Here is a 14,099-nt window from a genome sequence, read left to right as displayed (position 1 = left end):
AGAGCGTCTCGAAACCTACAAAGGGCGCTCCATCAATCCATCAGGTGACCAAACCAATGCCATACGAGACACTCGCGTTCGCGCTGTTCGCTGTCATCACGATAGCGAGTAGCCTCGGTGTCGTTCTCGTGCGGGACGTGTGGCACTCCGCGCTGTTGCTGGGCGTCGCGTTGCTCAGCATCGGCGTCCACTACGTGATGCTGCAAGCGCCGTTCCTCATGGCGATGCAGGTCCTCGTGTACGTCGGCGGAGTGCTCATCCTCATCACGTTCGCCGTGATGCTCACGAAGAAACAACAGGGGGTGGCGTCATGACGTCGCGCCCTGAGTTCGCGGACGACCTGAACTTCGTTTCCGGGTTGGCCGCAGTCGCGCTGTTCGCTGTTATGGCCGTCGTGTTCGTCGGTGCGGGCTTCGAGTCGGCGACCGCCGGGTTCCCGGCGGACGTCTCCGTCACGGCGAGCCTCGGCTACGTACTCATGGACCTCAACGGCACGTCGCTGGCGGAGGCGACGCCGGGGTTCCTCGCCGCGTTCGAGACCATCGACATCGTGCTGGTCGCGGCGCTGGCGGGCGCGGTGTTCCTCGCAAACCGCGACAACGAAAGCGATCAGGGAGGTGACCGGTGATGGTGCCGATGGAGTACTACCTCCTGCTGTCCGCAGCCGTCTTCTGTATCGGCGTCTTTGGCGTGCTGACGCGCCGGAGCGCGCTGCTGTTCCTGATGTCCGTGGAACTGATGCTGAACGCCGCGAGCGTGAATCTGGTGGCGTTCTCGTGGTTCCACGGGAACCTCTCCGGGCAGGCGTTCACCCTGTTCGTGATGGCGCTGGCGGCCGCCGAAGTGGCGGTCGGTCTCGGCATCATTCTGACGCTGTACCGCAACTTCGACGATATCGACGTGACCAACGCGACGACGATGAGGTGGTAAGATGGTAGGTGCACTCGAGTTCACTCCGGCGATTCCGTTGCTGCCGCTCGCGTCGTTCTTCGTCGCGCTGCTGGTGGGCTACTTCGCTCCCCGGCTGCTCCCGAAGGGCGGTGCGATACCCGGCATCGTAGCGACCGCTGGCTCGCTCGTCATGTCCGTGCTGGCGTTCTTCGCGGTGAGCCAGGGAGATTACTACGCCGAGACCCTCTATACGTGGGTCGTCGGCCAGGAGACGTTCAGCCTCCACTTCGGCGTTCTCGTCGACCCGCTGTCGGCGATGATGCTCATCATCGTCTCTCTCGTGGCGTTCCTCGTCCACGTGTTCAGTCTCGGGTACATGAACGACGAGGGCGAGACGGGCCTCCCCCGGTACTACGCTGGCCTCGGCCTGTTCACGTTCTCGATGCTCTCGTTCGTCATCGCGGATAACCTCCTGATGGCGTTCATGTTCTTCGAGCTCGTGGGCCTCTGTTCGTTCCTGCTCATCGGATTCCACTTCCGGGAGCCCGGCCCGCCGAGCGCGGCGAAGAAGGCGTTCCTGGTCACCCGCTTCGGTGACTACTTCTTCCTCATCGGCGTCGTCGCTATCTTCGCGACGTTCGGCACGGCGCGGTTCGTCGCCACTGGTGAGGGTGCACACGCCTTTCCGCACATGGCCGAGCAGGCGCTCGCCGCCGTGAGCGGCGAGGGCACGATGCCCGAGCACGTCGCGCACTTCCTCGACGTGGTTGGCATGAGCGCCCGCGACTGGTTCAGCGTCGTCGGCCTCCTCGTGCTGGGTGGCGTCATTGGGAAGTCCGCGCAGTTCCCGCTGCACACGTGGCTGCCCGACGCGATGGAGGGCCCGACGCCGGTCTCCGCACTCATCCACGCTGCGACGATGGTGGCGGCCGGCGTCTACCTCGTCGCGCGCATGTACGGCTTCTACGCGCTGCTCCCGACCGTCCTCGCCATCATCGCGCTGGTCGGCGGGTTCACGGCGCTGTTCGCCGCGACGATGGGTGTCGTCAAAGACGAACTCAAGCAGGTGCTCGCGTACTCCACCATCAGCCAGTACGGCTACATGATGCTGGGGCTGGGCACCGGCGGTTACATCGCGGCGAGCTTCCACCTGATGACCCACGCGTTCTTCAAGGCGCTGCTGTTCCTGGGGGCCGGGTCGGTCATCATCGCGATGCACCACAACGAGAACATGTGGGACATGGGCGGCCTCAAGGAGAAGATGCCCGTGACCTACTACACGTTCCTCTCCGGCAGCCTCGCGCTCGCCGGCATCGTGCCGTTCGCGGGCTTCTGGTCGAAAGACGAGATTCTCTACGAGGCGCTCATCTACGGCGCGGGTGACAGCCCGATTCTGCTCGTTGCGTACGCGATGGGTCTGCTCGCCGTGTTCTTCACCGGGTTCTACACCTTCCGGATGGTGTTCCTCACCTTCCACGGGGAGTCCCGGAGCGACACCGCAGAGAACCCCCACAGCGTCGGCTGGAACGTCAAGTTCCCGCTCGTCGTGCTCGGGATTCTCGCGGCGACGGTCGGTCTCGTGAACATGACGCCGGTCGCGGAGTTCACGGGCGAGCACATCGAGTTCCTCCACGAGTGGCTCGCGGGCACCGAGGGCACCGCGTTCTCGAACCTCGGTTACGAGCACTACCACCACCTGCTCGAGGAGTTCGCCGGCTACCACGCCGCGGACATCGCTCCGTTCGTGCCGGCCGCGATCTCGCTGGCGCTCGCACTCGGCGGCGCTGGCCTCGCGTGGGTGCTGTACAACGTGGACGAGCCGACCGAGCACACGGAGAAACTCGGCGGTGCGAAGACGGTGCTGTACAACAACTACTACCAGGACGAGTACCAGGTGTGGCTCGCCAACGGCGTGACGCTGCCGCTGGCGCGCGCCGCCGACACCTTCGATCAGGGTGTCATCGACGGCGTCGTCAACGCGGTCAGCAGCGTCAGCCTGTTCTCCGGCAGCCGCATCAAGCGCATCCAGGACGGCGTGGTGACGCACTACGCGGCGATGCTCACACTCGGGCTGGTCGCGCTGCTCGTCGTCTTCGGTGTCACAGGAGGGTGGTTCTAGATGATGATAGAAGCGCTAATCGGCGTTACGCTGCTGTCGGCGTTCGTGGTGATGCTCGCACCCGACAAGGTCGCGGGCAAACTCGCAGCCGGCCTCAGTCTGCTTCCTGTCGCGGGGAGCGTCTGGATGTACGCACAGTTCGACGGGAGCGGCAACGCGCTCTTCGAGGGCGGGTCGCTCGCGTTCGAGACGATGACTCGCTGGATCACGGTCGGCCCCTACACGCTCAACTGGCACGTCGGCATCGACGGCATCAGCATGCCGCTGGTCGTCCTGTCGACGATCCTGACGACGCTCGCCATCATGAGCGCGTGGACGCCTATCGACGAGCGCGAGAGCCAGTTCTACGCGCTGATGCTGTTCATGGAGGCCAGCCTTCTGGGCGTCTTCACGGCACTGGACTTCTTCGTCTGGTTCGTGTTCTGGGAGTTCGTGCTGGTGCCGATGTACTTCCTCATCGGTATCTGGGGCGGCCCGCGGCGGAAGTACGCCGCGATCAAGTTCTTCGTGTACACGAACGTCGCGAGCCTGGTGATGTTCATCGGGTTCATGGCGCTCGTGTTCGGCCTGTCCGTGAACACGATGGACATGCCGGCCATCGCACAGGCCATCGCGGCGGGGAGCTTCGACACGACGTACGGCCTCGGTGAGACGGGCCTGAAGACAGTCGCGTTCTTCGCGATGTTCTTCGGGTTCGCGGTGAAGGTGCCGACAGTCCCGCTGCACACGTGGCTGCCGGACGCCCACGTGCAGGCCCCGACGCCGGCGTCCGTCATGCTGGCGGGGGTTCTCCTGAAGATGGGGACGTACGCGCTGCTGCGGTTCAACTTCACGATGCTGCCCGGTGTCGCCTCGGACTACGCGGTGTTCATCGCCGCGCTCGCCGTGGTGTCGGTCATCTACGGCGCGATGCTGGCGCTCGCTCAGCAGGACCTCAAGCGCATCGTCGCATACTCCTCGGTGTCGTCGATGGGGTACGTGATTCTCGGGCTCGTGGCGTACAACGTCTACGGGCTCGGCGGCGCGACCTTCCAGATGGTCGCCCACGGTCTCATCTCCGGACTGATGTTCATGTGCGTCGGCGTCATCTACAACACGGCGCACACGCGCATGGTCGGTGACCTCTCCGGTATCGCAGACAAAATGCCGGTGACGGCGGCGGTGTTCGTCGCCGCCGCGTTCGGCTACATGGGCCTGCCGCTGATGGCTGGCTTCGCCGGGGAGCTGTTCATCTTCCTCGGTGGCTTCACCGCCGAGTTCGCGTACGCCCAGCTGCTCACGGCGCTGGCGATGTTCGGCATCGTCATCGTCGCGGGCTACCTGCTGTTCGCGATGCAGCGCGTCCTCTTCGGACCGTTCAGCGCGGATACTGACTACGATATCGTGCCCGCGGCGCTCCACGACACCGTGCCGATCGTGACGCTGGTCGTGCTCGTGGTCGTGCTCGGCACCGTGCCCGAGCTGTTCTACGACATGATTCAGGACGCCGTGACGCCGATGGTGGACGCGATGGCGTCTGTCGTCGCCCCGGTCTTCGGAGGTGAGCTACTGTGACGGAACTCCCACCACTGACGCCGCAGCTCGTGCTGGGCGTGACGGCCCTGCTCGTGCTCGGTATCGACACGCTGACACCGGACTCGCGGAGCAACACGCTGCTGGCCGGTATCAGCGCGGCCGGCACGCTGCTGACCGCCGGTATCGCCGCGTGGTTCCTGTCGGCGGGCACCGGTGACTTCCAGTTCGTGCAGTTCGACGGCGCGCTCGTCGTGGACGCACTGTCGCTGTTCTTCGCGTTCGTCGTCGGCACCGTCGCGACGCTCGTCGTCGTGGCGAGCCACGACTACCTGAAGGACCAACAGCACGTCGCGGAGTTCTACGCCCTGACGCTGCTGGCGGCGACCGGCATGACGCTGATGGCGTCGGCCAACAGCCTCGTCACGGTGTTCATCAGCCTCGAACTGGCGAGCATCCCGTCGTACGTGCTCGTCTCTTACCTGAAGACGGACCGCGGCAGCGTCGAAGCCGGCCTGAAGTACTTCCTCGTCGGCGCGCTGTCCTCAGCCATCATGGTGTACGGCATCAGCCTGGTTTACGCCTCCACGGGCGTCATGGGGCTGCAGCCGATTGCCGAGAGCTTCGGGAACGGCGTCGAGTTCACCGGCGTGCTCGGTCTGGGCGTCGTGATGCTTGCCGCCGGGTTCGCGTTCAAGACCGCTTCCGTGCCGTTCCACTTCTGGGCACCGGAGGCCTACGAGGGCGCACCCGCGCCGGTCTCGGCGTTCATCTCGTCGGCCTCGAAGGCCGCCGGGTTCGCCGTGCTGTTCCGCGTGTTCACGACGGCGTTCCCGCTCGAAGTCATCTCGGGAACCGTCATCGACTGGTCGCTGCTGTTCGCGGCGCTCGCGGTGGTCACGATGACTCTCGGGAACTTCGCCGCGGCGACCCAGGACAACGTCAAGCGGATGCTCGCGTACTCCAGCATCGGGCACGCGGGCTACGTGCTCATCGGCCTCGCCGCCGTGCAGAGCGGCGCGGGCGCGGAGAACTCCTTCGTGCTCGGTGCGTCGATGATGCACCTGCTCGTCTACGGCTTCATGAACACGGGCGCGTTCCTGTTCGTCGCTCTGGCCGAGTACTGGGGCGTCGGGCGGACGTTCGAGGACTACAACGGCCTCGCGGAGCGCGCGCCGGTCGCGTGCGTCGCGATGACCGTGTTCATGTTCAGTCTCGCCGGGCTACCGGTGGGCGGCGGCTTCCTCTCGAAGTACGTGCTGTTCGCGGGCGCGGTTCAGTCCGGGTTCGCGTGGCTCGCGGCGGTCGCGGCCATCAACAGTGCGCTGTCGCTGTTCTACTACTCTCGGGTCGTGAAGGCTATCTGGATCGAGGACCCGAGCGGCGACCTCACGCTGGAGGGGCAGCCGACCGGTCTCTACGTGGCAGTGCTGGCCGCTGCGGTCGGCACGGTCGCGCTTCTGGTCGCGTTCGACCCGGTCGCGCAGACCGCGAACCACGCCGCTGGCGTCCTGTTCGGCTGACTCCAGCCGGACGGTAGCTTTTAACTGCCGCGGTCGGTACCGTTACCACGAATGGTTTCTCGGCTCGTACTCGGCTGCGGAACGACGGGGCACGCCCTGGTGGGGGTGCTGGCCGACCGCCGCGGCGAGCTGTTCGTTCTGGACGCCGACGAGAGCCGGGTGGAGAGCCTGCGGAACGAGAAGGTCGCCGCGGAAGTGCGGGACGTCACCGATCCGACGAGCATCGAGCGACTCGACATGGACGTCGACATAGTCGTCGTGGCGGGAGACGTCACGAGCCAGAATCGGCGCGCGGCGGCGGCCGCCCGCGAGGTGTACCCGGACGCGGAACTCGTCGTCTACCTCGGGCTCGAGGCGACAGCCGACGACCGGGCTGTCGTGACGGGGCTCGCCGACCGCGTCGTCGACCCGGGGGCTGCGCTGCTCGACCACGTCGAGGAGGTGACGGCGTCCGGCGCATCCGAGCGCCTGCAGGCGCTTCGGGGGACCCTCGGAGACATCGACGGGACGCTGGGCGTGTTCATGCACGACAACCCGGACCCGGACGCCATCGCGGCCGCGGTCGGACTCCAGCACATCGCGGAAGACGTCGGCGTGGAGAGCGAGGCCTGCTACTTCGGAGAGATCTCACACCAAGAGAACCGCGCATTCGTGAACCTCCTGGACCTCGATGTGCGGAACCTCGAGCCGGACGAGGAGTTCTCGTACGGCGCAATCGCACTCGTCGACCACTCCGGGCCCGGGGTAAACGATCAACTCGACCCAGATACGGACGTCTCCATCGTGATCGACCACCACCCACCGAAGACCGACGTGGACGCGGACTTCGTGGACATCCGCGAGGAGACGGGTGCGGCGAGCACCATCCTCGTGGAGTACCTCCGCGGGTACGGTATCGACCTGGAGACGAACGTGGCGACGGCGCTGCTGTACGGCATCCGAATCGACACGAAGGATTTCGCGCGCGAAATCACGACGCAGGACTTCGAGGCGGGCGCGTGGCTGCTCCCGCAGGCGGACACGGACGTCCTCGAGCGCATCGAGAGCCCGTCGATGAGCGCGGACACGTTCGACACCATCGCGCGCGCCATCCGCAGCCGCGAACTCGACGGGTCGGTGCTGGCATCGTGCGTCGGTCAGATTGCGGACCGGGACACGCTCGCGCAGGCCGCCGACCGGTTGCTGGCGATGCGTGGCGTGACGGTGACGTTCGTCTACGGGTACTTCGAGGGCACCATCTACGTGTCCGCGCGCTCTCGGGGGAGCGACGTAGACCTCGGCGAGGTGTTGCGGTCGGCGTTCGGTGAACTCGGCTCCGCCGGCGGGCACGCCGACATGGCGGGCGCGCAGTTGCCACTCGGTCTCTTCGACGAGGTCGGTGGGGAGGCGGAGGCGACGCTGACGGAGATGGTCGAGGACGTGGTGGCGACACGCTTCTTCGAGGCGGTTCGGGCTGGGTGAGCTATTTCCCAGTCGGTGACGTACGGGCGAGTAATGGACGAGGCGCTGGAGCACAACGGCGACAAGCCCGTCGTCGGGGAGTACATGACCCGGGACGTGGCGACGGTGTCTCCCGACGACACCGTGGAGGACGTGGCGCGACGCATCTCCGAGAGCGAACACAACGGCTTCCCGGTGACGGAGGGTCGGCACGTCGAAGGGTTCGTGTCCGCGCGCGACCTCTTGCTGGCGGACCCGCAGGAGCTGTTGTTCAAGGTGATGACGGAGGACATCGTGGTCGCGCACCCAGACATGAAGGTGACCGACGCGGCCCGAGTCATCCTTCGATCGGGCATCCAGAAGCTCCCGGTCGTCGACGACGCGGGCAACCTCGTCGGCATCATCGCGAACGCGGATGTCATTCGCTCTCAGATCGAGCGCGCGACCCCGGAGAAGGTCGGGAAGCTCAAGCGCACACTGGAGACGATTCACGGCGTCGACGCCACGGAGGAGCGCCGCACGGTCGACTTGGGTGAGCTGGTACCGACTCAGGGGAAGGTGTACGCCGACGAGCTCGAAGGCCGCCGGTACGAACTCGAACATGGGCTGGCCGAACCGCTCGTCGTCATCGACAACGGCAGCACTGGCGACGACGGCAGCCTCCTGCTGGCGGACGGCCACCACCGCGTGATGGCGTCCGAGCGTGCCGGCGTCGAGGAGATGGACGCCTACGTCATCGTGCTCGAGCGCGCCGTGGACCTCGGGATGGCGCGGACCGCGGAGAAAGAAGACCTCGACTCCATCGAGGACATCGACGTCGTGGATTACGCACGACACCCGCTCGTGGAGACCATCGAGCGCCTGCAGTAGCCGGGGCGGTCACCGTTCGCTGACGTCCAGATTCTCGTCGACGGTCAGGACGACGCTATCGCCGCCGACCGAGACGACGACCTCGGCTTCGAAGGGCTCGTCGGAGACCAGTTCGGCGGGCTCCGAACTCCCGACGAACCCGAGGTCGGTGACGAATCGGTCGCGGATGTCGACGCCGTGGTCGTGGTACAGCGACACGACGGCGGGGTGGCGGAGCGCCGCGACGCCGACCGGGAGTTCGGTCGCCACCCAGCAGTTCTGACAGGCGAGGTGAACCGTGAGCAGGCCGGCGTCGGTGCGTTCGTGGTCGACGCGCTCGACGCGCCCCGAGCAGACCGGACAGGTGCCATCGGCGAGCGCTTCGAGGTCGCGCTGCATGTCGCCGACGACGAACGAGACGAGGTCCGCGATGGACGAGCCTTCGGCTGCCGCGGGCGGCACCGACGTCTGGACGAAGGTCTCGTGGTCCGGGCACTGCACCGTCACTACTTGGTCCTCGTAGGTCGCTTCCAGCGGTGCCCCGCAACTGGGGCAGTCGTGGTCGACGACGCCGGTCCGCGATTCGGTGTCGTCGGTGTAGGTGCCGGCTTCGATGGACCCGATCGCCTTCAGGCCGACGGCGGTCGGGACGTAGCCGCCGTCGCGTTTCACGGCGAACTCCGGGGTGAGTTCCCCCAGGTGGTAGTTGAACCGGCCGGCGTCGTCGAAGCCGACGGCGCGCCGGAGTTCGGCGAACTCAGTGGGTGATTCGTCCGGGCCGCTGTTTCGGTCGGCGAGTTCTCGGAGGATGGCGACTCTGGAGGGGTCCGAGAGCACGCCGAACGCGTCGGCGGCGGCCTCGTCGCTGGTCATGTCCGGGTGTCGTCGACGCACGGCAAAACTCCTTCGTGTCGACTGGAGAACAGAACAGGCGTTCTGGGAGCGAGCGGACAGAACTCTCATTCTCCAAACCGTTAATGTGCGTTCTACCCTCCGTCAGTGTATGAGTCAGACGACAGACCGCCCGCAGCGAACCGACGACACGTCGTCGTCGACGCCCTCGCCCGAGACGGAGACGGTGCTCGCCGTCGACGACCTCCGGAAGACCTACGGCGACGGCGAGGACGCCGTCACCGCAGTCGACGGCGTCTCTCTCGAAGTCGACCGCGGCGAGGTCGTCGGCGTCCTCGGCCCGAACGGTGCCGGGAAGACCACCACCATCAAGTCCATCCTCGGACTCGTCGTCCCGTCCTCTGGCTCCGTCGAAATCGCCGGCGTCGACGCCGACGACGACCCGCGCGGCGTCTACCGCCACGTCGGCGCGATGCTGGAGGGCGCACGCAACGTCTACTGGAAGCTCACCGTCCGCGAGAACCTCGAGTTCTTCGCCGCGCTCGGCGGCAACGACCCCGACGCCGCCCGCAGCCGCCACGACAAGCTCCTCGACCAGTTCAACCTCGCGGAGAAAGCCGACGACGCCGTCAACGAACTGTCCCGCGGCCAGAAACAGAAAGTCTCGCTGGCGGCGACGCTCGCGCGCGGCACCGACGTCGTGTTCCTCGACGAACCCACCCTCGGTCTCGACATCGAGGCGTCCCTGGAGTTGCGCCGCGAACTCCGGCGGCTCGCCGACGAGGACGACATCACGGTCGTCCTCTCCAGCCACGACATGGACGTCGTCGAGGACGTCTGCGACCGCGTTGTCATCCTCTCTGACGGCCGCGTCATCGCCGACGACTCAGTCGAGGAGCTCGTCGGCGTCCTCGAGACGCAGGCCTACCGGGTCGTCGCCGCTGGCCAGCTCCCCGGCGAACTCCGCTCGCGGCTGGTCAGGGACTACCGTGTAGAGAACTTCGAGGTGCTCGACGACCGCACGCGCTTCGACGTGACGCTCGGCGACGACGACAGCCTCCACGGCGTGCTCGGCGTGCTCGACCACGCGGGCCACGACCTGCTGGATGTCGACGGGCTCGAACCAGACCTCGAAGACGTCTTCCTCGACGTCACCGGCCGCGCGAGCGGAGGTGACGGTCGGTGAGCGCGCCGACCGCCGACGCCAGCGTCGACACCGGCGCTCGCGGCTACCTCCGGTTCTTCGCGGCGTCGCTCCGGAAGCGCGTGCTGTTGATGGTCCGGTACCCGGTGAACTTCTTCTCGACCATCGCGAACATGCTCATCCTGTTCGCGGCGGTGTTCTACGGTGGCCGCGCGATAGCGCCCGCCGCAATCTCGAACACCATCGAGGGCATCATCGTCGGCTACCTGCTGTGGACGCTCTCGATGAGCGCGTTCTCCGGGCTGTCGTGGAACGTCACCCGGGAGTCCCAGTGGGGAACCCTCGAACAGCTGTTCATGTCGCCGTTCGGATTCGGCCGCGTGATGTTCGCGAAGACCGTCACCAACGTCCTCGTGTCGTTTTTCACCGGGTCGCTGGTGCTGCTGTTCATGATGGCTATTACCGGTCGCTGGCTCGCAATCGACCCCCTGACGCTGCTCCCGCTCGGGCTGCTCGCCGTCGCGCCGGCCGTCGGCATCGGGTTCGCGCTCGGCGGGCTCGCAATCCGGTTCAAGCGCGTCGAGAACCTCTTCCAGATCATGCAGTTCGTGTTCATCGGGCTCATCGCCGCGCCCGTCGCCCAGTACCCGCTGTTGAAGTGGCTGCCGCTCGCGCAGGGCAGCCAGCTGCTCCAGACCGCGATGCGAGACGGCGTCGCGCTCTGGGCGCTGCCCACGGGCGAACTCGCCGTGCTCGTCGTGACCGCTGTCGGCTATCTCGGCCTGGGGTACGCGGCGTTCGCGTACTGCCAGCGCTGGGCGCGCCGCGAGGGAGTCATGGGTCACTACTGAAACGACGCGCCGACTTCCAGGGGCCACACTCGCGGGAGATTTGCGCCTCGAACCCGGCCGACCCACCGATTCCTTAATGAATCTGCCGGCAGATTCTACAGGCACATGTACGACGACGACGACCTCGCGGACATCCGCGAGGCCCGCGAGGACTGGGAAGACGAGACTCTCGACCCGGTCCTCGACGCCTACGGCGAGCGCAAGGACCGCTTCGCGACGGTCTCGAACATGGAGGTCGACCGCCTCTACACGCCCGAGGACGTCGCCGACACCGACCTCGAGGACGACCTCGGGTTCCCGGGCGAGTTCCCGTACACGCGCGGCGTCTACCCGACCGGCTACCGCGGCCGGACGTGGACGATGCGGCAGTTCGCGGGCTTCGGCACCGCCGAGGAGACCAACGAGCGTTTCCACTACCTCATCGAGAACGGCCAGACCGGGCTCTCGACGGCCTTCGACATGCCGTCGCTGATGGGGCTGGACTCGGACGACCCCATGAGTCTCGGCGAGGTCGGCAAGGAGGGCGTCGCGGTCGACACCCTCCGGGACATGGAGATTCTCTTCGACGGCATCGAGCTGGACGAGGTCTCCACGAGCTTCACCATCAATCCGAGCGCGCCGGTCATCTACGCGATGTACCTCGCGCTCGCCGACCAGCAGGGCGTCCCCCGCGAGGAGATTCGGGGCACCCTCCAGAACGACATGCTCAAGGAGTTCATCGCGCAGAAGGAGTGGGTCGTTCCGCCGCAGCCCAGCCTCGACCTCGTGACGGACGTCGTCGAGTACTGCGCCGAGAACACCCCGAAGTTCCACCCCATCTCGATCTCCGGCTACCACATCCGGGAGGCGGGCTCGACGGCCGTCCAGGAACTCGCGTTCACCCTCGCCGACGGCTTCGCGTACGTCGAGGACGCGATGGAGCGAGGCCTCGACGTCGACGAGTTCGCGCCCACGCTGAGCTTCTTCTTCAACTCCCACAACTCCATCTTCGAGGAGGTCGCGAAGTTCCGCGCGGCCCGCCGCATCTACGCGAACGTCATGGACGAGTGGTACGACGCCGAGAAGGAGGCCTCCAAGAAGCTGAAGTTCCACACGCAGACCGCCGGCCAGAGCCTGACCGCCCAGCAACCGAAGAACAACATCGCTCGCGTCACGCTTCAGGCGCTCGCAGCCGTCCTCGGCGGGTCCCAGAGCATTCACACGAACTCTTTCGACGAGGCGCTCGCGCTCCCCAGCGAGGAGGCCGTCCGGGTCGCGCTCCGCACCCAGCAGATCATCGCCGACGAGTCCGGTGCGGCCGACATCGTCGACCCGCTCGGCGGGAGTTTCGCCGTCGAGTCCCTCACCGACGAAGTCGAGGAGGAAGCCATGGCGTACATCGAGGAGATCAGAGAGATGGGCGACGGGTCGGTGCGCGACGGCGTTCTTCAGGGCGTCGCGGACGGCTACTTCCACCGCGAGATTCAGGAGTCCGCCTACGAGTACCAGTCCCGCGTCGACGCCGGCGAGGAGACGGTCGTCGGAGTCAACGAGTACGAGGTCGAGGAGGACACTAGCCCCGACCTCCTGCACGTCGACGAGGACGAAACCCGGGAACGTCAGCTCGGCCGCCTCGAAGACGTCAAGGAGGACCGCGACGACGACGAGGTCGACGCGACCCTCGACGCGCTCCGCGACGCCATCCACGCCGACGAGAACACCATCCCGTACATCGTCGACGCCGTGAAGGCGTACGCGACGATGGGCGAGATCATGGCCGTCTTCGAGGACGAGTTCGGCGGGTATCAGGAGACCGCCGCGGCAGCCTGACCCGTACCGTCCGCGCGCTCAGAGGTACGCGGCGTCCCACCGGCTCGCGCGCCGCTCGTTCCCGCAGCTGTTGCACGTGACTCGCCCCATCGTATTCATGGCGGTGTTCGCGGACTCGCAGTTCGCGCAGTAGAAGCCGTACTTGTCGGTTCGCTCCGCGCTGCCGTACGCGGCGTAGAACGGTGCCTGCGAGCCGCGCTCGCGCTCGTCGAACGCCACCCACAGTGTGCGGTCGTCGGTCTCGCGTTGCTCGGTGAGTTCCGCGCCGCCCGTCGGCAGCTTCACGTACCGGTGTTCGGTGTGGGTCTCGCCCCCGACGTCGAGTTCCACGTCCCCGCTCCGCGAGAACCCGTGGTCCTGGTAGAACTCGTTGCCCACGTCGTTCGCCGCGAGCACGCGGCCCTCGACCCGGGCGGCACCGCGCTCCCGGAGCGCGGCCTCCGTGCGCTCCAGCAGCTCGACGCCGACGCCGTCGCCGCGGGCGTCCGGATGGACGTGCAGCCACTGGATGGCCGCCGCCGCGTCCCCGTCCAACTCGCTCTCGGAGAACCCGACGACACCGTCGCCGGCCTCCGCGACCAGGTACGCGATGTCCTCGGCGGCGAGGCGGTCGTCGAGCCGGTCCGGCGTGTACCACTCGTCCGCGGCGTGCTCGACGATGTCCTCGCCGAGCGGGTCCGCGTACGTCTCCCGCAGTGACGCCGTGGCGACGCTCCGAATCTCCTCCCCGTCCGCAGGTGTGGCTTCTCGGACCTCCATGCTAGAACATTGCACGGCCGCCCACATATAGTTAGGCCGACACTCACACCGCGTCCGCGCGGTCCGACACCAGCATGATGGCCGCCAGCCCGACGCCGAGCAACACCCCAACGGACACCAGCCCGAACAGTCCGAGGTTCACGGGAGTTAACTCGAAGACCACCGGGCCGACGGTCCCCATCTCGGGCGTCCCGCCCTCCACTAGTGGTCCGCTCGGGCCGCCCGACCCGCCGTAGACGATGACGCCGAGGACGTACCCGAACACGCCCGCGGTCGCGACGGCACCCAGGTACATCCACAGCACGACGCGCCGCCCCGAGGTCTCGCTGTCACTCACGAGTGACGGTTGG

14 protein-coding genes are annotated in these 14,099 nt (G+C 66.7%); 11 read left to right on the top strand and 3 right to left on the bottom strand.

Going from position 1 to position 14,099, the window contains the following annotated elements; translation table 11 throughout:
* The first annotated feature begins 56 nt into the window (after positions 1 to 56).
* From BMW35_RS04130 to BMW35_RS04095, 8 genes are read left to right on the top strand one after another with little or no spacing between them, the layout of a single operon-like run.
* The gene (locus BMW35_RS04130; protein WP_089670347.1) at positions 57 to 314 is read left to right on the top strand and encodes an NADH-quinone oxidoreductase subunit J; all 258 of its coding nucleotides are present in this window, start codon (positions 57 to 59) and stop codon (positions 312 to 314) included.
* Positions 311 to 628, top strand: a complete 318-nt coding sequence (locus BMW35_RS04125) for an NADH-quinone oxidoreductase subunit J (protein WP_089668124.1) — start codon at positions 311 to 313, stop codon at positions 626 to 628. The genes BMW35_RS04130 and BMW35_RS04125 overlap by 4 nt, the downstream gene beginning before the upstream one ends.
* Positions 628 to 930, top strand: a complete 303-nt coding sequence (gene nuoK / locus BMW35_RS04120; RefSeq protein ID WP_089668123.1) for an NADH-quinone oxidoreductase subunit NuoK — start codon at positions 628 to 630, stop codon at positions 928 to 930. The genes BMW35_RS04125 and nuoK overlap by 1 nt, the downstream gene beginning before the upstream one ends.
* Before the next feature lies 1 nt (position 931).
* Positions 932 to 3,010, top strand: coding sequence for an NADH-quinone oxidoreductase subunit L (nuoL, locus tag BMW35_RS04115; protein ID WP_089668122.1), 2,079 nt, complete (start codon positions 932 to 934; stop codon positions 3,008 to 3,010).
* The gene (locus BMW35_RS04110; RefSeq protein WP_089668121.1) at positions 3,011 to 4,564 is read left to right on the top strand and encodes a complex I subunit 4 family protein; all 1,554 of its coding nucleotides are present in this window, start codon (positions 3,011 to 3,013) and stop codon (positions 4,562 to 4,564) included.
* A complete protein-coding gene (locus BMW35_RS04105) occupies positions 4,561 to 6,045 on the top strand; it encodes an NADH-quinone oxidoreductase subunit N (protein WP_089668120.1) in 1,485 nt (494 codons plus the stop codon). Before BMW35_RS04110 ends, BMW35_RS04105 begins: the two co-directional genes overlap by 4 nt.
* 51 nt (positions 6,046 to 6,096) lie before the next feature.
* Positions 6,097 to 7,506, top strand: coding sequence for a DHH family phosphoesterase (locus BMW35_RS04100; RefSeq protein ID WP_089668119.1), 1,410 nt, complete (start codon positions 6,097 to 6,099; stop codon positions 7,504 to 7,506).
* A 33-nt stretch (positions 7,507 to 7,539) separates the two neighbouring features.
* Positions 7,540 to 8,355, top strand: a complete 816-nt coding sequence (locus BMW35_RS04095; protein ID WP_089668118.1) for a CBS domain-containing protein — start codon at positions 7,540 to 7,542, stop codon at positions 8,353 to 8,355.
* A 9-nt stretch (positions 8,356 to 8,364) separates the two neighbouring features.
* On the opposite strand, the gene BMW35_RS04090 is transcribed toward BMW35_RS04095, so the two are convergent.
* Positions 8,365 to 9,207: a DUF7351 domain-containing protein gene (locus BMW35_RS04090; protein ID WP_089668117.1), complete on the bottom strand. Its 843-nt coding sequence runs from the start codon at positions 9,205 to 9,207 to the stop codon at positions 8,365 to 8,367.
* A gap of 130 nt (positions 9,208 to 9,337) precedes the next feature.
* Here BMW35_RS04090 and BMW35_RS04085 point away from each other — a divergent pair, with 130 nt between their 5' ends.
* From BMW35_RS04085 to BMW35_RS04075, 3 genes are all read left to right on the top strand, one after another.
* Positions 9,338 to 10,372 (top strand): ABC transporter ATP-binding protein, encoded by a 1,035-nt coding sequence (locus BMW35_RS04085; RefSeq protein WP_089668116.1) that lies wholly within the window; start codon positions 9,338 to 9,340, stop codon positions 10,370 to 10,372.
* Positions 10,369 to 11,181 (top strand): ABC transporter permease, encoded by an 813-nt coding sequence (locus BMW35_RS04080; RefSeq protein WP_177170767.1) that lies wholly within the window; start codon positions 10,369 to 10,371, stop codon positions 11,179 to 11,181. Before BMW35_RS04085 ends, BMW35_RS04080 begins: the two co-directional genes overlap by 4 nt.
* Positions 11,182 to 11,286: 105 nt before the next feature.
* Entirely contained in the window at positions 11,287 to 12,990 is a 1,704-nt protein-coding gene (locus BMW35_RS04075) for an acyl-CoA mutase large subunit family protein (RefSeq protein WP_089668115.1), read from the top strand.
* A gap of 18 nt (positions 12,991 to 13,008) precedes the next feature.
* Here the strand turns inward: BMW35_RS04075 and BMW35_RS04070 are convergent, their stop codons facing one another.
* A complete protein-coding gene (locus BMW35_RS04070; RefSeq protein ID WP_089668114.1) occupies positions 13,009 to 13,749 on the bottom strand; it encodes a GNAT family N-acetyltransferase in 741 nt (246 codons plus the stop codon).
* A gap of 43 nt (positions 13,750 to 13,792) precedes the next feature.
* Positions 13,793 to 14,086, bottom strand: a complete 294-nt coding sequence (locus BMW35_RS04065; protein ID WP_245708133.1) for a DUF7520 family protein — start codon at positions 14,084 to 14,086, stop codon at positions 13,793 to 13,795.
* Between the last annotated feature and the right edge of the window lie 13 nt (positions 14,087 to 14,099).

Origin of the sequence: Halobacterium jilantaiense (assembly GCF_900110535.1) — an archaeon.
In the GTDB taxonomy this organism is placed as follows: domain Archaea; phylum Halobacteriota; class Halobacteria; order Halobacteriales; family Halobacteriaceae; genus Halobacterium; species Halobacterium jilantaiense.
This window is presented reverse-complemented; position numbering and strand designations above follow the sequence as displayed.